Here is a 19396-nt window from a genome sequence, read left to right as displayed (position 1 = left end):
AACCAAACCTTAGCCGAAGAACAACCATGGCCGCCAAGCGACCCGCGCGGGCCTCGCTTCGCTATGCGAAGGCTCCGCTCAGCCCGCACTACCGGCGGGAGTTACACCAACTGTTGGGACACTGCTCCAATCTCGGGCTGACGCGTTCAGCCTGTGGAGCAATTATACCGCTGAATTGACCGCGTGATGATGGCGTCGGTGTTGCTCACGGCGCAGTATAATAACCTGACAAAGCCCGCCGAAGACATCCGCACGGCGCGCGCCATGCGCGGCGTTGGCGGCGGCGATCAGCAGTTTTGAGGGCATGCAGCCGACGGTTGCGCAGACGGTTCCGGCGAATTTATCGTCGATAAGCCGCGTTGTGGCCCCGGATTTGCGGGCGGCGCGCTCGGCGGCCAGACCAGCGGTGCCAGCACCGATGATTGTGACATCGCAGGTGTGTTCAGCCATGTTACTCTCCTTGTCCTGCCCTTGGCATGGGTGAGCCAGGCGCTGCAGATCGGATGTGGTCGGCTGGGTTGACCCCGAATCTTGCGCAGTCGCCTTGCTGTCAAAACCCGTGCGAGGCCGCTTCGTTCCGAGGATTCGGGCACTGGGTAGCAGGGCGCTGAGCGGCTGGACCACTTATGGAACCAACGCGGCGGCGGATCGGTTTGTGGAGGAAACGAGATTATCACGACAAATCATTCCCCTGCCGAGTTGGAACAGAAGTTCTGGACGCATCTGGCCCGCGACATGATCGTGATGATCGGATTGCCCGGCAAAGCCGCAGGTCGCCCGATGACGGCGCAACTGCGGGGCGACAGAAACAGCGGCCCGATCTGGTTTTTTACCGCCAAGGATACCGATCTTGGCGATGGAATCACCAGCAGCACCAAAGCGGAAATGGTGTTTGTATCCAAGGGTTTTGACCTGTTTGCCACGGTTCACGGCACGATTGAGGTGGAGACTGACAGGGCGGTTTTGGATGACCTTTGGAACGGGTCCGTTGCTGCGTGGTTTGAGGGTGGCAAGGATGATCCAAAGCTGCAACTGCTGCGCTTGGATCCCAGTGAAGCGGAGATTTGGTTGAACGCCTCGTCAGTGATTGCCGGAACCAAGATGATGCTGGGGATTGGCGATCGGAAGGAAGATTATAAAGCGACGCGGCGCTTGTAACTTTGCCGTGAAGGTCGCAATTGAGCGCGAGAGATCGGGGTGTCTACCGTTGGGAGACACCCCGTTTTTTTATGGGGTTAGCGGGTGATTAAGCGTCCATGTCAGCCGCGCGTGATAGAGAGCCCAAAGGCCAAGAGCGCGCCCTGAATGTCCATGAGAAAGATCACCCCGCCGACAATCTCAAGTATCTAGCGCTGTCCAACTTCAAGTAAATAAAGTCGTCCAATTTCAAGTAAATGTCGAATTCGTTGATCGGCTACCTCGAAACGTAGAGGAAATTGGCGTTCGAATTCTTCATCCTCTTGAAGATATTTTCGAGACCAAACTCACCTGATCTCTTCCTTTGAGAATGCGCCAAGTGTCTGGTTTGCAAGGGCATATTAACCACAGCGCGGCCAACAGAAGCAATTATTAAACATTTTCCGCAAGGAGCTGAACCCCACACCCATGCATCGGGGCCACCCGCCGCCAGCACCGATTGCCAACCGTCGCAACTCAACAGGCTCACCGGAGGGAGCCATGAGCAGCCAGCGCGGGACTCGCCGAGGCGGTCTATGTGCAACACCAATGCTGTGGTGTGCCGTGGTCGAGGTTGTAGGACCTCTGTGCGATGGCTTGGAGCGGTGTAGGTCTTGCGTCGTTGCGGATGCGCGGGCGTGTTCACTCCTGAATGTCGCGGACCGCCTCAAGTGAGAGCTCGTCAGCGTGCCCGCCCCAGCGTTGGCGCAGGTAATTGACCAAAGCCGTCAGTTCCGCGTCTTCCAGCCTGTCATCGAAAGCGGGCATCTCCTGCATGCGCTGGAAGCCGGTCAGATGTCGCGCCGGAATGCCCTCACGGATGATCCGCACGAGGTTGAGCGGGTTGTCGAACATGGCGCTGGTGTTGCTGCGCAGTGGCACCGAGCCGAACGGCTGCCCTTCGCCCTCGGCTCCGTGACAGCCTGCGCAAAGACCAAGGTAGAGTTGATGACCCTCGGGATTCTCGGTGATGGCCTCAAGGCGTGGGAGTGGCGGGGAGGCTGCGGGCGCGTTCTGCATCAGATAGGCGGCGACAGCGGTGATATCCTCAGGGGTCATGTATTTCGTCGAATGACTGAGGACCGGAAACATGCGGAATGTCATCACGCCCTGCGGTGCAAGACCCTCGCTGAGAAAGCGCGCCAGATCCCCGGCGGTCCAGCCGCGGCGTGCCAGAGCTGCAGGTGTGATGTCTGGGGCCAGCGCGTCTTCGATCACATAGCCCTGAAGATGCGCGTCACTTTGGCGGGCATAAGCAAGATTACGCGGCGTGTGGCATTCGCTGCAATGACCCAGAACCTCGACAAGATAGCGACCGCGTTCAAGCGGATCCTCATCGGCAGCGGTCAGCCCCGAATTCGGTTGATCCGGCGGGGCGGGCCGGTAGATCAGGTTCCAGAAGGCCAGCAGCGGGCGCAGGTTGAACGGAAAGATCAACTCGGCGGGGCGGTTGGCACGCGCCACCGGCTCTTGCGCCATCAGCCAGACCCAGAGCGCGTCATTATCAGCACGCGAAATCGCATGATATGAGGTATAGGGCATGGCCGGATAAAGACGCCTGCCATCCGGCGCGATGCCGTAGACCATCACGCGATAAAGATCGTCGGCGCTATAGCCCGCGATCCCGTGGGAAGGTGAGGGCGTGATATTGCTGCCGTAGATCGTGCCAAAAGGGGTCTCCATCGGCGTGCCTCCGGCCAGTGACAGCCCATCGGGGGATTTATGGCAGGCCACGCAATCCCCGGCGCGGGCCACGTATTCGCCAGCCTGCACGAGTTCCGCGTGCGCTTCGGGCGTGAGGGTGGCGAGATCGCGACTGGGGGCCGGGATGTCACCGGGGCCGGTGAAGACGAGATAGACGACGAGGGCCACGACAGCGAGGGATGCGAGCGTAGCGGCGAGGATCACTAGCGCCCGTCTCATGGTTGCGCGTCGCGCTCGGCGACCTCCTCTGTCGTCAAGCCGGGGGTGCTGAGAATAACGTCACGGGTGGCTTCGAGATAGCGAACATAGCCGGTGCAGCGGCAGATGTTTGGGTTCAGTGCATTGAGCACGGTCTCTTCGACCGCATCGCGTGCCACCGGCGCCGCTTCGAGACGTTCGACAAGCGCGGTCGCAGCGGCCACGAAGCCGGGCGTGCAATAGCTACATTGGAACGAGAAATGATCAAGGAATGCCTGCTGCACAGCGGTCAGTTGCGTCACGTTTCCTTCGATGTCGCGGCTGGCGTGGCCCTCAATGGTGCGAAAACTGCGGCCATTCGCCCAAGCGACTCCGGTGATGCAGGCGGCGATGACCTCGGGTCCATTCGCGCCGTCATGGATTACCGCACAGGCGCGGCAGACTCCTTGGCCGCAGCCATAGCGGGTGCCGGTGAGATTGAGATATTCCTGCAGGTATTCCAGCAGCATCAGGTCTTCGGGCAGATCGGCAGGCTCGGTGTCGCTGCCGTTGATCCGCATCGAGACGGTGAGCATCGAGTCGCTCATGACAATGCCTCCTTGATCCGCTCTGGCGTCAGCGGAGTTTGGTGAAAGCGCTCACCGATGGCGTCATAGACCGCGTTGCAGATCGCCGAGACGACGGGGATCATCACCACTTCGGCGATCCCTTTGGGCGGGTCGGTGGTCGAGAGCGGCGCGATCACATCTCCCTCTTGCGACCAGACCGCGACATCGCGGGCTCGGGGCAGGCGGTAGCGGTTGAAATTCCAGGTGCCATTGCCCGGTCCATCCTCGTAAAGCGGCAGGTCCTCATAGAGCGCATGGCCGATGCCCATGGCGATGCCGCCCTGCAACTGCCCCGAGACCAGTTCCGGCACGATCATATTGCCGCATTCCATCCATGATTTATGCGACAGGATCTGCACCTCACCCGAGCCGGTGTTGACCGACAGTTCCACCAGCGTGGCGACCGGCGCGTAATAGACCACCGAGGCGTTGTTGCGCTGCACTGGCGGGTAGCTGACGCTCTGGCGCGGCTGGAATGCGTAGCCGGCATCGGTCATAAGCCTGCGTTTCGCTGGGCCAGCGCCGTTACCCCATTTCACCGAAAGCGCGTCGATAGAGCCGGTGACGGGCGTGCCCTCGACGTCGAATTCTGCGGTCGCCCAAGCCCAGCGATTGAAGGTATGGACCGTGACGCCAGTGATCAGCCCGCGCTCATGGGCGCGGCGGGCAAGGTCGACAAAGCTGAGTGGCTGCAGCGAACCGGCGGCGAGATATCCCTCACGCCATTCTGCCTGATCGCGGCGCACCGCCAATGGTCCGGCTTGACCGCCACCGATGCCCTCTTGCCAGATGCTGAGCGCGGCCTGCCAGAGGCCCAGATCGAACAGCAGCCGCGCGGCCTCTTCGGTGGCATGACTGAAATAATATGCAGAATTGGATGCGCTGCGCGGCGAGGTGATGCGTGGCACCCAATGCGGATCCTGCAAGGCCTCGTCCTGCTCGTCTTGCGACATCGTATAGGGTTCATCATTGCTGGTTAGGGGCAGGCTGGGCCAATCCGTCACCGCGAAGTTCACGTGGTCGCAGTAACGCCCGAGATGGCGCTTGGTCATCAGCATTTGCGAGGTGGTGGAGCCGCAGCCGATTTCCGAAGCAACATGGCGCATGTGCAACTCGCCCTCGGGGGTGATTTCAAGTTGGACCAGAGCCGCTTCGGCGCCAGTGCCGTAGTCCTTTTGCACGCAGGACACGCCGACGCCGTAGCGATATCCTGCGTTCTCGGCCTCGAACTGCTGCTTGCGCTCGATGCGTCCGGTCCACAGAAGATCGCGCGCGGCGGCATCAAGCAGTTCCCCCGCGCGCATGGTGCCTGCTGGGATCGCACCTTGGGTGTTCTTCATGCCGCTGTGCATCAGGTTGCGGCGCCGCAACTCGATCGGATCGAGCTGCAGATCATGCGCCACCTCATCGACGAGGAGTTCAAAGGCAACCATGGATTGCAGAGTTCCATAGCCGCGCATGGATCCAGCGGTAGGGGCGCGTGAGGCCTCGACCTGCACCGTGATGTCGGATTTGGGGAAATAGTGAATGCCCTGTAAGGCGCTTGCCGCGACCTGTCCCACCGAGGGACTGAAGTTCTTCACCCCGCCGCCGTTCGCCCGCAGGTCAGCGGCGAAAGACTGAAAGAGCCCCGTCTCGCGATCCACTGCCAGCGCCATCTCGGTGTCGATGGGATGGCGTTTGAGCGCACCCTGAAAATGCGCGTAGCGGTCGAGCGCAAGGCGTACCGGCCGACCCTCGCCATAGAGCGCGGCGAGCGCGACATAATAGGGCAGAACGTGATGCTCTTTCTGGCCGTAGCCCACCGTATAACCGGGATGCAGGTGCAATTCGCTCAGCGCAAAGCGGCTGCTCTCGACCATTTTCTCGATGTGGTCGGCATTGGTGAAGGGCGATTGCGTGCCCACGACCACGTGCAGGGCGCCACTATCGGCATCATACCAAGCATTGCCATTGTCTGGCTCCAGCGCGGCGGGATCGACGAACTGCGAGGCATAGCGCCCGTGATAGACGGCCCAGCCGTCGGGAGGCGCGTCCAGTTCCGCGCGCAAGATGGCGGCATGAGCCATAGCTTGTGCGCTTGCATCGCCCTGTGCGTCAGGAGCGGGCCAGGGGCTCCCATTTTCGAAGTCGGCAAACACCAGCGTATCGGCCAGGGGCGAGAAGCGGTCGGGAGCGTCGGGCGTTTCACCGCCGACCCGCACGAAACGCGCGCCGCCGTAAGGGTCGAGAGCTGGCGGTGTCACTGGCTCGCCCCAAGACAGCGCGTCGGGGTTGAATTGCAGTAGGCGTTTGGCACGCCGGAAGCGGGCGTAGTCATGATAAATCAACAGCGCCACCGGCTGACCTAGATAGCGCGGAGCTTCGCCGGTTGGCAGCAGGAGACGTCCGTAGAAATCCTCTTCTGTCATGCTGACGCCGTCGCGCTGCACATCGGAGTCGCGCACAATTACATCCGCGCGCAAATCGCCGGGCAAAAGAGTGTCATTGACGCCTTCAAAGCGTCGGTCGATGCGGTCGGCGCGCAGCATCAGCGCATGCGACTGGCGGTCCGGCCATCCGGGCATGTCGCGTGCGCGGATGTCGATGGCGAAAACTTTGTTCCCGGTGACCTTGGGGATACCATCTTGGCGAAACCTAATCCGCCCGTCGCGTATCCAGTTCGGCGGCTGGTTTTGGGGCGCAGTTTGCAAATCTGCCAGAGCGTCGCGCAATGGGATGACGTGAATCGCGACCGCTGTGGATGCCGCCGTCCGAAGAAAGTCTCGGCGGGAAAACTTTAACATGGTTTCAACCTCCGTATGACTAAAACGTAAGAGAGCGGCCGTGGTTCCAAAAAATCTCCATCTGCAACGCGTCGCTAGCTGCGGATGCATCGTTTTTACCAAGCCAGCGTTTCTGAGGGAGCCGATCGCAGGTCGTCTGAATGTCGGTGGCGGCGGAACTATGGCGGGGCTTCTGTGTTGTTTCTTAGAAAACACCGTGCCAGCCGAGGCGCTTTCGCTCACCAGCGCAGGTGCCTCCCTATGGTAATTATTGTGGGAGTGTCGGCGCGCCGGTCTCAAGCCGGTTTGGAAGAGCGAGATATGTCATGAATGATAAACCAACAGCCAAAACCACAGCGCAGCTACGTGAGGAGATCGATCACGGGAATGCTGGCGACAAGGTCGCTTTCCCCGATCCAGCTGCAGCTCCACTCGGGACCGACGCCGAAGCTGCCGGAGCCCCTCCGACAGGTGACGAGATTCGCACAGCCTTCCACCGCGAGGTCATCGAGCGACCAACCCCGCCGGCGGGTGTCGCTGCGCCGGAAGCGTCAAACCCGACTGCATCTGCGCAACGGACGCGCGGAATTCCGATCGTGATCGCTGTCTTGGTGGTGGTGGCACTCGCTGCGTTCGTTCTTGCGGCAATCCTGAGATAGATGCCTGAAGCCGATGCATGGAATGCTCGATTCGCCTGGGCGTTCACACAGAATATTAGCGATTTGTCTCGAAGCAGGGATGATCCATAGCGAACAGCATACCTATCGCCAGCATTGGCATAGGTTTCAGATTAGCCGCCCGTCGCAGGCTTAACCGGCGCTATTCCTGTTAGCAATTCTGCGTCGAATCACCAGCGATACGCCGGTGATCAGCAACGGGCGCGTCGACAAAGCTCAGCCCGCACAGCGATAAAAGCCGCTGTAGCCACGGCGCCCGCCGCCATCCAGATTCATCGTCAGCACCGCTTCGCCTGCGCTTTCCAGCGGGCCATCGTCGCGCGCGGTGAGGGCGATTTCGGCGCCATCGGTGGTAAAGCGCATCGGGTTTTCGGCCTGCAACCGCACCAGATCGCCGCTGAGCTTGACGATCGCCGAGGTCTCGCCCGTCTCGGTGCCGATCGCCAGCACCGGATCGCTGTCCGGCGTGTAGTGAAAGCCGCAGGTCGCGCTTTGCGGGAAGGCCTGTTGCAGGTCGGCGCCGGTGATGAATTGCGGGGCGAGGGTCGAGAGTTGGGGCGTCGAGATGGCCTCTTGCAGCGACTCCACCTGCGCGGCCTCAGGGGCGGGTTGCGGTGCGGGCGCGGGCTGTACGCGGTCAATCAGATAGCGCATTTCGGCAATCTCGCGGTCCTGCGCATAGATGATCGCATCGGCCAGATCGCGCACGCGGGGGTCGGATAGATTGGCGCGGGTCGAGGTCATGATGGCAATCGAATGATGCGGGATCATCGCGCGCAAATACGAGCGGTCCTCGACCGTCACCTGCGCGCGCACGAGCCAGAGCGCGCCGCCGAATATCACCGCAGAGGCTGCCAGAATCGCGATATTCGCCGAGGGGCTGGGATACATTTTGAACATGAAGCCCAGCATCACAATCGCCATCGCCGCGCCCATCACCAGCGCCATATAGGCGCGGGTTTCGGACCAGAACACATGGCTGAGCAGATAGGTGTTGAGATACATCAGGCCGAACATCACCAGCGTCGAACTGGCGATCATCAGGAAGAAGCGTGTGTAGGTCATGTGAACCTCGGGTTGGCTTTGGGGGATCAGCCGCCGACCAATGTGCCGCCGTTGGGGTGCAGGACCTGACCGGTCATATAGGAGGAGTCCTCACAGGCCAGAAACAACAGGGCGGGGGCGACCTCATTCGGCTGGCCCGGGCGGCCAAGGGGAGAATCTTGCCCGAAGTCCTCGACGGCGTCTTTCGGGAAGGAGGCGGGGATCAGCGGCGTCCAGATCGGGCCGGGGGCAACGCCGTTCACCAGAATGCCCTCGGGCGCCAATTTGCTGGCCATCGCGCGCAGGAAGGCCAGTATTGCGCCTTTGGTGGAGGCGTAATCAATCAGCAGATCCTGCCCTTTATAGGCGGTGATCGAGGTCAGACAGATGATCCGCGAGCCCGTTTTAAGATGCGGCAGCGCTTCCTGTGTCATGAAAATCGTGCCGAAAATGTTGGTGCGGAAGGTGCGCTCGATCTGCGCTTCCTCGATGTCTTCAGGGGTATCCTGCGCGTGTTGCTCGCCGGCGTTGTTCACCAATATATCGAGTTGCCCGAAGGCGTCGATAGTCTGTTTGACCGCCGATTTGCAAAAGGATTTCTCGCCGATATCGCCAGGGATCAGCAGGACCTGAGCGCCTTCCTCTTCGATCAGATCCTTGGTCTTTTCCGCGTCTCCCTCCTCGTCCTTATAGACTATCGCGACATTCGCGCCCTCACGGGCGTAGAGGATCGCGGTGGCGCGGCCAATCCCGGAATCTCCACCGGTGATCAGCGCGACCTTGCCTTTGAGCCGCCCGGAGCCTTGGTAGCGGGGCATATACTCGGGCGCGGGGTCTATTTTGCTCTCGATCCCCGGCTGGCGCTGCGGGCTTTGCATGGGATGAAAATCCTGTGTCATAGCGGCCTCTTGGGTTGCATCTGGAGGCGCCGCGAACACGGGGCTTTCGGCACCTGTTTCACGGATAAGAACCGAAGCCCGGGGTATTGGTTCCGAGGTTGGGGGCCTGCATACTCGAGGGGCGGTGCTCACGATTTGGCGAGAGCGGTGGCGGCGGAGGGAACCGCTTTGGGGGGATGCGGGTTTGCCTATTGCCGCTTTGCGCCTTGCCGCTTGCTGCGCGGCGGATTGGTGACATCCCGTCTGTGCGCAAGACCCGGCCTGCAACAGGAGGACCGACGATGACCACTCCACCGCCACACCGCAGCGCAGTTGATCCCGACACGCCTGAGCCGGAGATCGACCCGCGCCGCCGAGATCCGGGCCTCAAACCCGGCTCTTACCAGCGTGACCCTGCGCATCAAGGCGCGCGCGGCGGCTATTGGGAGCGCGCCGATCTGCCCGCTAAGGGGGACGCCCTGAGCGACCGGATCGTGCAAGAGGTCCATCGCGCCTTGGCGCAGGAGACGCAGATTGACGCCGCCCATATCAAGGTCTCGGTCTCGGATCGGCATGTGATCCTTGGCGGGACGGTGGCCTCGGCAGAGGCGAAGCGCCTCGCGGCTAAGCGTGCGGGCGAGGTCGCAGGCGTCGAGCAGGTGCAGGACAATTTGCAGGTCGGCCGGTCAAACCCCACCCAGCGCGATGATTGAGTTTCCGGAGTTCATTTTACGCACCCTATTCGCCGGAAGCTGCGGATTGCTGATCGGCATTGACCGCGAGATCAAGAACAAACCCTTGGGCGCGCAGTCTTACTTGCTGGTCGCCATGGCCTCGGCGGCACTAATGGTGGTGACGCTGAAATTCGCGGCGGGCGCGCCGGGGAATGATTCGGATCTGGTGATGGACCCGACGCGGCTGATACAGGGGATCGTCGGAGGCATCGGATTTCTGGGCGCCGGCGCAATCATGACTAGTGATGAAAGTGGGCGGCTGCGCGGTGTCGCCAGCGGCGCGGCGATCTGGGGCGCCGGCACGATTGGTGTCGCCTGCGGGCTGGGCTATCTGAAAGAAGCGGCCTTTATCAGCGTGCTGATCTTCGCGGTGCTCAATCTGCACGGGCTGGTGCAAGGGGTGTTTCAATCGCTGCGCCGTGACCGCGAGGGCTAGGCGACAGCCCAATGGCATGCCTCTAGCATTCGGCAAAACCCCTAAGCGCGATTACGTGCACGTCAATCCGCTGTATTTTGACAGGAATCCGCCACTGAGCCATGGCTCCACATCCGTGCGAGAATTGAATTAGCCGCCGCACCTCAAACCATCAAGAGCTTTGCAGAACAATTCGCCCGCCTACTTTCGTTAAATATGTGCGTGTAGATAGATTTGATCGAAACGCCGGTCTGTATATGGAACGCATCACCAGCATGCGTTGTTGCTATTCCAATAACATTACTGTCGATTGCACGTTTTTGGAAAGGATAGTGATATGCCAGCGAAGTCAAAGGCACAGCAGAAAGCGGCGGGGATGGCCCTGTCGGCGAAGCGCGGAGAGACCGAGAAGAGCGAGCTTCAGGGAGCGGCGCTTGAGATGTACGAAACAATGTCGGAAAGCGAGTTGGACGAGATGGCTTCGACTCCGCGCAAGGGCAAGCCAGAGTATAAGGATGATTGAGCGTGGCCCGTGCGGCCAAGAGATTTCTCCGTAAACTGATGCAGCAATGGGGCATACCACGGGTTCTCGTGACCGATACGCTGCGCAGCTATCGCGCCGCATCTGCAGGAGGGTGAGGTGAACGTCCTTCGGCTAAGCCTTCATCCAGAAGGACTCGCGCCGCGCATTCTTAACCTCGGCGAATGGCGAGGACATATCGCCTCGCGGCTCGATCATGAGGTCGAGGTGACAACAGACACCAGGCCAGCGGCGCTCGAACTAACTGCACTTCCCAGCAGAGCACCAACGCGCCGTGCTGCGCGCCAAGCGCAGAATATTGCCGTCCCGCTGCACCTAATAAGCAATGCAGGACCACGACCTTTTATCAGCACTGCTGACAGTGTTCGGCACGGTGGTGGATGTCACCCTGCCCGAAGTCATAATCGAGACGTTTTTCCTGCTGATCAGGAGACTGCGGATGTGATGGTGAGGCTAGGGCAAGGGGCCAAAAAGCGGCGCTATGTCGTGCATTGCGTAGGCAGCTCGAACAGGTCGACGAACCTTTGGCACAGGCCCGCATCACCAGTAATCACAACGCCAACCGTTTCGGGGGCCACGTTGCCGTAGAACACCGCAGCTAGCGGCGGAGCGGCGGGCGCCGTGAAATGCAGGTTGGGGGCATCCGTTTCCCCGCGTGTCACAGGCATCGCACCGTTTTCAAGGCGGGCGGTGAATTGTGCCGTGCCGATCGAGAACTGAGCCACAGTCGTAACACCCCGCGCGGCGCCGGTTTTGAGCATCGTTCTCAGTGACAGCATGAAAGACACCGGCGACAAGGGCAAAGTCGGATCATGCAGCGGCGAAGCGGCGGCCCAGCGTCCGAGCTCGCTCATGATCGGCTCAGCCGCATATCCCCAGTTCGTCAAGCCATATAGCTGCGCTGGCGCGGGGTCCGGCGCAATGGACCGCACAATCACGCCATGTCCCTCAAGCCCAGCGAGCCGCTCGGTCAACACTTTGGCGCTTAATCCGGGAAGGCTGGTGCGGATATCACTGAAACGGCGCGGCCCGAACATCAGCTCGCGCACGATCAGCATAGACCAGCGTTCGCCCAGCAACTCCAACCCAAAGGCCGTGCCGCAGGCATCTGCGTACCAGCGCCCATGGGGGGATTCTGCCAACTTGGTATCTTTTTGTAACTTCATAGTTGCCTTAAGTAACCCGTTTCCGATAGCGTGTCCATATCGGCCATGCGAATCGCAAAAATGCCATGTCACAGCACATGCAATTTGCAAGTTCGTAAATGGTGGTGCTGAGGAGTCATAGTCAAAGACGTCATGCCGCCCAGTCGTGATCAATGATTGGCGCATGCCAAGACGCAAAGAGGAGACAATTGATGACCTATGTTGCTGGGATCCTGACCCCCGTCCCGAATGAAAACAAAAAGGCCTATATCGCAAGCGTCCGCAAGGCCTGGCCTCTGTTCAAGGATTACGGTGCGTTGCAGATGGTGGAAGCCTGGGGCGATTTTATCCCCGAAGGCGAACATACCGATTTCAAAAGCGCTGTGGCACTTAAAGATGGCGAAACCGTCTGTTTTTCATGGATTATTTGGCCCGACAAGGAAGCCCATGACAAATGCGGCGCCAGTATGCAGACCGATCCGCGCTGGCAGGATATGGATATGCCCTTTGATGGCAAGCGGATGATGTGGGGTGGCTTTACCCCGATCGTTGAGGAAAAGGCTTAAACCATGGAATCGGGCAACCAATCAGAACTCACCATCTGGACCTTCGACTGGGTGCCCGATGGCCCGCGCGGCTTTGTGCGGGACCTGCGATTGAGGTGGGCCTGCGAAGAGGCGGGATTGGATTATCAGGTTCTTTCCGTGCCTTTCGAGGGTCGCGGCGAGGATCACTTGGTCCAGCAGCCATTTGGGCAGGTGCCGTTTTTGACGGATGGCGACTTGCGGCTTTTTGAAAGCGGCGCGTGCCTGCTGCATATTGCCGAGAAAAGTGAGGTCCTGATGCCCCAGGACGTAGCGGAGAAAGCCGGCACGCTATCTTGGTTGATTTCGGCGTTGAACTCGGTCGAGATGGTCAGCCTACCCTGGTGGTTCGTTGGCTTGTCAAACCCGCCCGAGAATCCGCTGGAAGGCTGGCTCCGCTCGCGTCTTGACGTGCTGGAGGGTGTGTTTGCCGCGCGTGACTGGCTGGTCGGCGAGCGTTTCACAGCTGCCGATCTGATCATGGCGGACGTTCTGCGTTTGCCTTGGGTCCGCGACCTTGGCAGCTATCCGGCAACGGATAGCTATGTGGCGCGGATCTGTGCGCGACCCGCCTTTGAAAAGGCTCACGCTGACCAAATGGCCCATTTCGCCGCAGCAGACGCGGCCCGGGCCGATGAAATGTGAAATCTCTTGGAAAGAAGCGATATGATCATTCTCCCCAACTCACTTTTGGCCGCCACCGCGCTTTGCTCTGCACTTGCGCTGCCCGCTGCCGCGCAGGAGGCGACGGGTCGTGTCATGTCCGGCGATCTTGGTATCTATTACGAGGTTCATGGCGATATCACATCAGGCGTTACGCCCTTTCTTGTCCTGCATGGCGGCATGGGGACGATCAGCGGCGACTTTGGCGATTTGCTGCCCGTTCTGGCCGAACAACGCCCAGTCATCGGTGTCGAACAACAGGGCCACGGCCACACCGGCGGTCGCGATGTGCAGGTAACACTGGAAGTCATGTGCAACGACACGCTGGCCGTGCTTGACGCGTTAGGGGTCCAGCGCGTGCATGTGGTCGGTTATTCTATGGGCGGCATGTTGGCGCTGGAACTTGGCGTGACCGCGCCAGAGCGGCTTGAAACGCTTTCCGCGATTTCAGCCAGCCAGAACCAAGACGGCATGCACCCCGCCATTGTCGAAATGAACCGTGACCCCGGCGCGACGCCATCACCCGAGGCACTGGAACTTATGCCGACACAAGAGGACTTTGCAGGGATGCAGGCGGCATATGCCGACAACCCGGACGGCCCCGAGCAATTCGAGCGGACAATGCAACAGCTTCATACACTGATCGTCGGTGATTGGGGCTGGAGTGATGAAGAACTGGTGGCGATGGAAGTGCCTACGCTGCTGTTACTAGGTGACAACGATTTCACGCCGGTCGATCACGCCAGGCAGATGGCGGCGAAGATCGGGGCACAGCTCGCGGTTCTGCCCGACACCACGCATATGTCAATTATGTCCCGCGCCGATTGGCTGGCCCCCATGATCGCGAACCGTATCGCGACGGCAGTGGAATAATGGAAGCCAGCACAAGCAAACGGTGCAGCATGGCAAAGGCATCCGGCAGGCTCCACCCCTGGAGAGGCGCCGCCTGATCCAAAGCACTTGCTTTTCGGTCCCGCAAGGGCAGGAAATGTATAGGATCGTAGATCATCTCCGCCTTGTTATAGGGCCGCTTGTGCAGCGCGATCACCTCGAGACCGCAACCGATCATGTCCACATGGGCATATACAAAGACTTGGAAGTCATGATGCGCATAGGCCACCGGCACCGAGTAACCGTTGGATCGGTAGCGCATCGCTGGCACGTTAGGATACTTATCAGGCCAAGATGGCAGACTGTGACGGCAAGCTAAAGACAATGGTCGCCGCGCTTGCGGGAGGGACACGTCAGGCGGTTGTGGCCCTGATAGCTATTGATCGGCAGGGTGCCGTCAAAGCCTTGCAGGACCCGTTCTGCGTTTTCACCGGCGAGGCCAGCGGCGTAGGTGGAGGCCACGCCGTGCGGAACGGTACCGCCCCATCCTCGATCACCACTGGCCTGGTTTTGCGCCGCCACGTGGCCGGTTTTTACTCCGCCGTTGACGCGGGTCCAGTTTTCCGGGGGCAGAGCACAGGTGGGGCAGGCTCTATATCATGGTGAAGGATTGCGCGGGGTGGTCGCGGTGTTTGTCACGTCGGGATTGGGCAAGCTGAATATGCTTTTCAGCATTCCGGCCGGTGCCCGAAACGCGGGTTTCTTTGAGTGGGTGGCGAGTCGGGTGAGGGTGTGTTCAGTTGGGAGGAATGCACGGGAGTTGCCTGAAGAATATGATAATAAACAATAATTAATGTTCATTGACTGAACAATTCAATTGTTGAATTATCTGCTGCAGGGAGGGCCGGAATGAAACTTACCGCGACATCTGTGATGAGACCCTCAAGGCTGCTTTCGATCCGCGTTTGATGGGGAAGCGATGGTGCTGCCTTATCTTGCGGCAAGCAGGGATGAGGCGCCGCGGCTGGAAGATGTGGCTCCCGGCTACGATGCCGCTCAAATAAGGATCCTGACGTGACCAAGACCAAACCCGAAAACGACGTCCTGCTGATCGAAATCGAGGATCATGTGGCGACGTTGACGATGAACCGTCCGGCCAAACGCAACGCCATGTGCGATGAGTTGCTCGACGCAATCGACGCGTTTTTCTCCAAGCCGCCCGAGGGGGTGCGTGTGGTGATCCTGACCGGAACCGCCGGCCATTATTGCTCGGGGCTTGATCTGTCGGAACATGTCGCGCGCGACGCCGAAGGCACCATGCGCCACTCGCGCAATTGGCATCGGGTGATGGATATAATCCAGCTGTCGGGTCTGCCGGTCGTGTCGGCGATGTTCGGTGCGGTGATTGGCGGCGGGCTTGAGCTTGCGGCATCGACCCATGTGCGGATTGCCGAGCCCTCGTGCATCTTTCAACTGCCCGAGGGCCGACGGGGTATTTTTGTCGGCGGCGGGGCGACGGTGCGCGTTGGCCGTATTCTGGGGGCGGACCGCATGTGCGAGATGATGCTGACCGGACGCAAATTCGGCACCGAGGAAGGTCTGGCGCTGGGGCTGACCCATTACGCGGTTGGCGAGGGGGAGGCGATGCCGCTGGCGCGCAAACTGGCCAGGGGCATCGCCTATAACGCGACCCTGTCGAACTATATGATGATTCAGGCGATCAGCCGGATTTCGGATATGTCGCGCAGCGACGGGTTGTTCACCGAAAGCCTTGCGGCCGCGGTCTCGCAGACCAGCGCGGATGCCGAAGAAGGGCTCAAGGCGTTCTTGGAAAAGCGCAAGCCTGTGTTTCGGTAAGGGCGCGCCGCGGCTCTCGCATTCTGGCGGATGCTGCGCCGTCTTTGAACAGGCGCCCTGATCAAGCCAAGCGAGACGCCGATCTGCTTTTCCGCCGTGCGCTATTGGCGGGGTGATCCGGCGCAGAAATGAGGAAATGCTATGCCCTTTGCGACCCCCTCGGACCCGATCGACACAACCGCGGATCAGCGGGCGAGCGATGTGCTGTTGCGCCAGTTTGTCGGCTACCGGATGAAACGGGCCTATCTGTTGATTCAGGACGATATGGCCGAAACACTGGCCCCTTTTGGCCTGCGCACTGGCACGTTTTCCGCTTTGGCGGTGGTCATCGCCAGCCCCGGTATCTCGCAAAACGACCTTTCCGAAGTGCTCGATATCAAGCGCTCGGGGGTGGTTGTGGTGGTCGATGAGCTGGAGAGCGCCGGAGTGTTGAAACGCAAGCCCGTGAAGGGCGACCGCAGGACAAATGCCCTGACGGTGACGGCGGCAGGTCGGCGGCTTTGGCAGAAAGTGGAGGCAGAGGTGCGGGCGCACGAGGCGGCGCTGTTTGCCGGACTGACGCCAGAGGAGATCACCCAGCTGCGCGAATTGCTGGGTCGGGTGCGCAAGGGGCCAAAGACAGATGCGGAGCACAGACAATGACCGACCAGCAGACCGGCCTGAACCTCGTGCCGCATTCTGTCGACCTGTCGCGGCAGGGGGAGGCGTTTATCCTGACGTCAAAGACCCCGCTCGCTCCGGTCGTGGATCGAACGGCGGATTGGTTGCATCATTGGGCGCAAAAAACCCCCGATCAGGTGTTTTTAGCCGAACGCTCAGAGACCGGCTGGCGGGAGGTGACGTTCAAACAGGCGCTGGCGGCGGTGCGCGCCATCGCAACCTCGCTGCGCGCGCGGAATATGGGGCCAGAGACGCCGATCGTGATCCTCTCGGGCAATTCGGTCAATCATGCGCTCTTGTCATACGGCGCCCAATACGCGGGGGTGCCGACGGTTCCGCTGGCCGAGCAGTACGCGCTGATCACCGACGCACATGGCCGTTTGACTTATGTTCTGGATAAGGTGCGCCCGACAATGGCCTATGTGGAGGGTGCCGCGGCCTATGCCTCGGCTTTGGCCCTGCCGCAGCTTCGCGGGGTCGAGATTGTCGCCACGCAAACTGATGGCGCCCCATGCAAGGTGACGCCCTTTTCAAGCCTGCTCGCGGGAGACGATGGTCAAGACGCGGATGCCATTCTGGCGGCGACGGGGCCGGATACGGTGGCCAAGATCCTGTTCACCTCGGGCTCGTCTTCGGATCCCAAAGGGGTTTTGACCACCCAGCGGATGATGTGCGTCAACCAAAGCCAGATGGCCTCGGTTCTGCCTTTTCTGAGAGACCGCGCGCCGCGGATCTGTGACTGGCTGCCGTGGAACCATGTATTCGGCGGGTCGCATAATACGAATATGATGCTGGCCCATGGTGGCACGCTGGTTATCGACGACGGCAAACCCACTAAGGATCTGTTCGCGCGCAGCGTGCGCAATATCATCGAGCGCCCCGGAACCCTGTCATTTAACGTGCCGGTCGGCTTTTCCATGCTGGTGCAGGAAATGGAAAGCAATCTGGCGCTGCGCGAGGCGTATTTTGGCGATCTGGACCTGATCTTTTACGCCGGTGCGTCGCTGCCGCAGGATGTCTGGACGCGGCTTGAGCAGATGGCGATGGAGGTGCGCGGGCGCCTGCCGTTGATGATCTCTAGCTGGGGCATGACCGAAACTGCGCCAGCAACGTTGATGGTGCATGAACCCATCGGCCGCTCGGGTGTGGTCGGTGTGCCCTTGCCTGCCACGCAGATCAAACTCAGGCCGGATGACGAGATGCGCTGCGAATTGCGGGTGAAGGGGCCGAATGTGATGACCGGCTATTTCGAGGATCAGGCCAAGAGCGCCGAGGCCTTTGACCGCGACGGCTATCTGATCACCGGCGATGCGCTGCGGTTTGTCGATCCAGAAGACCCGAACCGGGGGCTGGTGTTTGACGGGCGGGTGTCCGAGGATTTCAAACTCTCGACCGGCACTTGGGTGCAGGCCGGCAGGCTGCGGCTGGACGCGCTTGAGGCGTTGCGGGGGCTGGTGCAGGACGTGATGATCTGCGGCCATGATCGCGACGCTATCGGCCTGTTCATCTTTCCCCGCCCCGAACAGGTGCAAGGCGACAACACTTCGGCGGGAGCGGTGTTTGATCCGCATCTGCAATCGCAGATCGAGACCCGTCTCAGCGCGATGGCGAAAGCGGCCTCCGGCTCGGCCAGACGGATATCGCGGGCGATAATTCTGGCCGAGCCGCCATCGCTCAAGGACAGCGAGATCACCGATAAAGGCTCGCTCAATCCGCGCAAGATCATGATCCGGCGGGCCGACCTGCTGGACCGGCTTTATGACAATGAAGACCCCGCATTAATCCGGGTTTGAGGAGCACATCATGATAGATTTCAAGAACATACGCGCCATTGATTTTCATACCCATGCCGAGGAAGCCTGCGGATGCCATGCCGATGACGGCTATGACGAATTGCAAAGCACGATGGCAAAATATTTCGGCGCCCCGTGGCAGCATCCGCCGACGATTGATGAAACCGCCGCGCATTACCGCGACAAGAACATCGCGGCGGTGATCTTCCCCGTCGATTCAGAGCGCGAGACCGGCTACCGGCGGTATGACAATTACGAGGTGGCGGACGCCTGCGCCAAGAATAGTGACATCCTGATCCCCTTCGCCTCGATTGATCCCGCCAAGGGCAAGCTGGGCGCGCGCGAGGCCCGTGATCTGGTCGAGAACCACGGGGTTCAGGGGTTCAAGTTTCATCCGACGATGCAGGGTTTTTATCCCAATGATCGCTCGGCCTATGTGCTCTATGAAGCGATTGCCGAGTCGGGCAAACCGGCCCTGTTCCACACCGGCCAGACCGGCGTCGGCTCGGGCATGCGCGGCGGCAACGGGATGCGGCTGAAGTATTCGAACCCGATGTATATGGACGATCTGGCGGTGGATTTCCCAGATATGCCGATCATCCTCGCGCATCCCTCCTTTCCCTGGCAGGAAGAGGCACTCTCGGTCGCGCAGCATAAGCCGAATGTCTATATCGACCTCTCGGGGTGGTCGCCGAAGTATTTCCCCAAAATCCTCATCCAATATGCGAACCGGATGCTGAAGCATAAGATGCTGTTCGGATCGGATTGGCCGATGATTGCGCCCGAGAAATGGCTCGATGCCTTTGATCAGGCCGATTTCCGTGACGATGTGCGCCCGCTTATTCTGAAAGAAAACGCCATGCGGCTGCTGGGCATCGCCGCTTAGGGGCGGGTTAGCGGGGCCTTGCCGCCAAGATCACGCATTTCGCGCGGCAAGAGACCTGCCTGCTGGTGGATTTGATCGGTCAGATATGAGTGACCCGAGGTGATTCGGGCGCAGGGCCTCGGCATGCCGTTGGTGGCGTGGATTTGCCCTGCGCGCGGGAGTTTTGACCGGATTTTCAAAAGACTAGCACCGAGTTGGGCGCACGGAGTCGCAGGCGCTGCGGGGTCATGCGCGCAT

At 60.4% G+C, this 19396-nt stretch carries 19 protein-coding genes and 1 pseudogene; 12 read left to right on the top strand and 8 right to left on the bottom strand.

What is annotated here, in order from left to right:
* Positions 1-162: 162 nt before the first annotated feature.
* Complete coding sequence (locus tag DDE20_RS17705; RefSeq protein WP_338066521.1) at positions 163-450, bottom strand: FAD-dependent oxidoreductase; 288 nt, start codon at positions 448-450, stop codon at positions 163-165.
* 249 nt (positions 451-699) lie between these two features.
* On the opposite strand from DDE20_RS17705, the gene DDE20_RS17700 reads away from it, so the two are divergent.
* A complete protein-coding gene (locus DDE20_RS17700; protein ID WP_276308540.1) occupies positions 700-1158 on the top strand; it encodes a pyridoxamine 5'-phosphate oxidase family protein in 459 nt (152 codons plus the stop codon).
* 660 nt (positions 1159-1818) lie between these two features.
* On the opposite strand, the gene DDE20_RS17695 is transcribed toward DDE20_RS17700, so the two are convergent.
* The 5 genes from DDE20_RS17695 to DDE20_RS17670 form a co-directional block, all read right to left on the bottom strand.
* A complete protein-coding gene (locus DDE20_RS17695; protein WP_116559861.1) occupies positions 1819-3099 on the bottom strand; it encodes a c-type cytochrome in 1281 nt (426 codons plus the stop codon).
* Positions 3096-3665 carry a (2Fe-2S)-binding protein gene (locus DDE20_RS17690; RefSeq protein WP_116559860.1) on the bottom strand — a complete coding sequence of 190 codons (570 nt, stop codon included), beginning with the start codon at positions 3663-3665 and terminating at the stop codon, positions 3096-3098. The genes DDE20_RS17695 and DDE20_RS17690 overlap by 4 nt, the downstream gene beginning before the upstream one ends.
* Positions 3662-6253: a xanthine dehydrogenase family protein molybdopterin-binding subunit gene (locus DDE20_RS17685; protein WP_205961701.1), complete on the bottom strand. Its 2592-nt coding sequence runs from the start codon at positions 6251-6253 to the stop codon at positions 3662-3664. Before DDE20_RS17685 ends, DDE20_RS17690 begins: the two co-directional genes overlap by 4 nt.
* Positions 6254-7344: 1091 nt before the next feature.
* Entirely contained in the window at positions 7345-8193 is an 849-nt protein-coding gene (locus DDE20_RS17675; protein ID WP_116559857.1) for a DUF305 domain-containing protein, read from the bottom strand.
* A gap of 26 nt (positions 8194-8219) precedes the next feature.
* On the bottom strand, positions 8220-9071 hold the full coding sequence (locus tag DDE20_RS17670; RefSeq protein ID WP_116559856.1) for an SDR family oxidoreductase: 852 nt from the start codon (positions 9069-9071) through the stop codon (positions 8220-8222).
* A gap of 281 nt (positions 9072-9352) precedes the next feature.
* Here DDE20_RS17670 and DDE20_RS17665 point away from each other — a divergent pair, with 281 nt between their 5' ends.
* The 4 genes and pseudogenes from DDE20_RS17665 to DDE20_RS17650 form a co-directional block, all read left to right on the top strand.
* On the top strand, positions 9353-9763 hold the full coding sequence (locus DDE20_RS17665; RefSeq protein WP_165814563.1) for a BON domain-containing protein: 411 nt from the start codon (positions 9353-9355) through the stop codon (positions 9761-9763).
* A complete protein-coding gene (locus tag DDE20_RS17660; protein WP_116559854.1) occupies positions 9756-10220 on the top strand; it encodes an MgtC/SapB family protein in 465 nt (154 codons plus the stop codon). The genes DDE20_RS17665 and DDE20_RS17660 overlap by 8 nt, the downstream gene beginning before the upstream one ends.
* A 316-nt stretch (positions 10221-10536) precedes the next feature.
* Positions 10537-10722, top strand: a complete 186-nt coding sequence (locus DDE20_RS17655; RefSeq protein WP_116559853.1) for a DUF3008 family protein — start codon at positions 10537-10539, stop codon at positions 10720-10722.
* 5 nt (positions 10723-10727) lie between these two features.
* Positions 10728-10823, top strand: a pseudogene (locus DDE20_RS17650) (IS6 family transposase); the annotation flags it as partial.
* Between the two features lie 396 nt (positions 10824-11219).
* On the opposite strand, the gene DDE20_RS17645 reads toward DDE20_RS17650, so the two are convergent.
* Positions 11220-11906, bottom strand: a complete 687-nt coding sequence (locus tag DDE20_RS17645) for a winged helix-turn-helix transcriptional regulator (RefSeq protein WP_116559852.1) — start codon at positions 11904-11906, stop codon at positions 11220-11222.
* Positions 11907-12097: 191 nt separating this feature from the next.
* Here DDE20_RS17645 and DDE20_RS17640 point away from each other — a divergent pair, with 191 nt between their 5' ends.
* The 3 genes from DDE20_RS17640 to DDE20_RS17630 are packed head-to-tail and all read left to right on the top strand — an operon-like array spanning position 12098 to position 14005.
* Entirely contained in the window at positions 12098-12451 is a 354-nt protein-coding gene (locus DDE20_RS17640; protein WP_116559851.1) for a DUF1428 domain-containing protein, read from the top strand.
* Between the two features lie 3 nt (positions 12452-12454).
* Complete coding sequence (locus DDE20_RS17635) at positions 12455-13114, top strand: glutathione S-transferase family protein (protein ID WP_116559850.1); 660 nt, start codon at positions 12455-12457, stop codon at positions 13112-13114.
* A 21-nt stretch (positions 13115-13135) separates the two neighbouring features.
* Positions 13136-14005, top strand: coding sequence for an alpha/beta fold hydrolase (locus tag DDE20_RS17630; protein WP_116559849.1), 870 nt, complete (start codon positions 13136-13138; stop codon positions 14003-14005).
* Here the strand turns inward: DDE20_RS17630 and DDE20_RS19410 are convergent.
* Positions 13941-14285, bottom strand: a complete 345-nt coding sequence (locus DDE20_RS19410) for a Mu transposase domain-containing protein (protein ID WP_420812379.1) — start codon at positions 14283-14285, stop codon at positions 13941-13943. The genes DDE20_RS17630 and DDE20_RS19410 overlap by 65 nt on opposite strands.
* A gap of 752 nt (positions 14286-15037) precedes the next feature.
* On the opposite strand from DDE20_RS19410, the gene DDE20_RS17620 reads away from it, so the two are divergent.
* The 4 genes from DDE20_RS17620 (at position 15038) to DDE20_RS17605 (ending at position 19159) form a co-directional block, all read left to right on the top strand.
* Positions 15038-15820 (top strand): crotonase/enoyl-CoA hydratase family protein, encoded by a 783-nt coding sequence (locus tag DDE20_RS17620; protein ID WP_116559847.1) that lies wholly within the window; start codon positions 15038-15040, stop codon positions 15818-15820.
* 141 nt (positions 15821-15961) lie between these two features.
* Positions 15962-16462 (top strand): MarR family winged helix-turn-helix transcriptional regulator, encoded by a 501-nt coding sequence (locus DDE20_RS17615; RefSeq protein ID WP_116559846.1) that lies wholly within the window; start codon positions 15962-15964, stop codon positions 16460-16462.
* Positions 16459-18273, top strand: coding sequence for a feruloyl-CoA synthase (locus DDE20_RS17610; protein ID WP_116559845.1), 1815 nt, complete (start codon positions 16459-16461; stop codon positions 18271-18273). The genes DDE20_RS17615 and DDE20_RS17610 overlap by 4 nt, the downstream gene beginning before the upstream one ends.
* A gap of 10 nt (positions 18274-18283) precedes the next feature.
* Positions 18284-19159, top strand: coding sequence for an amidohydrolase family protein (locus tag DDE20_RS17605; protein WP_116559844.1), 876 nt, complete (start codon positions 18284-18286; stop codon positions 19157-19159).
* The last annotated feature ends 237 nt before the right edge of the window (positions 19160-19396 follow it).

Origin of the sequence: Pararhodobacter oceanensis (assembly GCF_003076755.1) — a bacterium.
Taxonomy (GTDB): domain Bacteria; phylum Pseudomonadota; class Alphaproteobacteria; order Rhodobacterales; family Rhodobacteraceae; genus Pararhodobacter; species Pararhodobacter oceanensis.
Note: the sequence above shows the minus strand (reverse complement) of the source record. Positions and strands in the feature narration are given on the sequence as shown.

What these genes read in the sequence shown, in the direction of transcription:
- DDE20_RS17705 (WP_338066521.1), bottom strand. Translation starts at nt 450, where the DNA reads ATGGCTGAACACACCTGCGATGTCACAATCATCGGTGCTGGCACCGCT.
- DDE20_RS17695 (WP_116559861.1), bottom strand. Translation starts at nt 3,099, where the DNA reads ATGAGACGGGCGCTAGTGATCCTCGCCGCTACGCTCGCATCCCTCGCT.
- DDE20_RS17690 (WP_116559860.1), bottom strand. Translation starts at nt 3,665, where the DNA reads ATGAGCGACTCGATGCTCACCGTCTCGATGCGGATCAACGGCAGCGAC.
- DDE20_RS17685 (WP_205961701.1), bottom strand. Translation starts at nt 6,253, where the DNA reads ATGCCCGGATGGCCGGACCGCCAGTCGCATGCGCTGATGCTGCGCGCC.
- DDE20_RS17675 (WP_116559857.1), bottom strand. Translation starts at nt 8,193, where the DNA reads ATGACCTACACACGCTTCTTCCTGATGATCGCCAGTTCGACGCTGGTG.
- DDE20_RS17670 (WP_116559856.1), bottom strand. Translation starts at nt 9,071, where the DNA reads ATGACACAGGATTTTCATCCCATGCAAAGCCCGCAGCGCCAGCCGGGG.
- DDE20_RS17665 (WP_165814563.1), top strand. Translation starts at nt 9,353, where the DNA reads ATGACCACTCCACCGCCACACCGCAGCGCAGTTGATCCCGACACGCCT.
- DDE20_RS17660 (WP_116559854.1), top strand. Translation starts at nt 9,756, where the DNA reads ATGATTGAGTTTCCGGAGTTCATTTTACGCACCCTATTCGCCGGAAGC.
- DDE20_RS17655 (WP_116559853.1), top strand. Translation starts at nt 10,537, where the DNA reads ATGCCAGCGAAGTCAAAGGCACAGCAGAAAGCGGCGGGGATGGCCCTG.
- DDE20_RS17645 (WP_116559852.1), bottom strand. Translation starts at nt 11,906, where the DNA reads ATGAAGTTACAAAAAGATACCAAGTTGGCAGAATCCCCCCATGGGCGC.
- DDE20_RS17640 (WP_116559851.1), top strand. Translation starts at nt 12,098, where the DNA reads ATGACCTATGTTGCTGGGATCCTGACCCCCGTCCCGAATGAAAACAAA.
- DDE20_RS17635 (WP_116559850.1), top strand. Translation starts at nt 12,455, where the DNA reads ATGGAATCGGGCAACCAATCAGAACTCACCATCTGGACCTTCGACTGG.
- DDE20_RS17630 (WP_116559849.1), top strand. Translation starts at nt 13,136, where the DNA reads ATGATCATTCTCCCCAACTCACTTTTGGCCGCCACCGCGCTTTGCTCT.
- DDE20_RS19410 (WP_420812379.1), bottom strand. Translation starts at nt 14,285, where the DNA reads ATGCGCTACCGATCCAACGGTTACTCGGTGCCGGTGGCCTATGCGCAT.
- DDE20_RS17615 (WP_116559846.1), top strand. Translation starts at nt 15,962, where the DNA reads ATGCCCTTTGCGACCCCCTCGGACCCGATCGACACAACCGCGGATCAG.
- DDE20_RS17610 (WP_116559845.1), top strand. Translation starts at nt 16,459, where the DNA reads ATGACCGACCAGCAGACCGGCCTGAACCTCGTGCCGCATTCTGTCGAC.
- DDE20_RS17605 (WP_116559844.1), top strand. Translation starts at nt 18,284, where the DNA reads ATGATAGATTTCAAGAACATACGCGCCATTGATTTTCATACCCATGCC.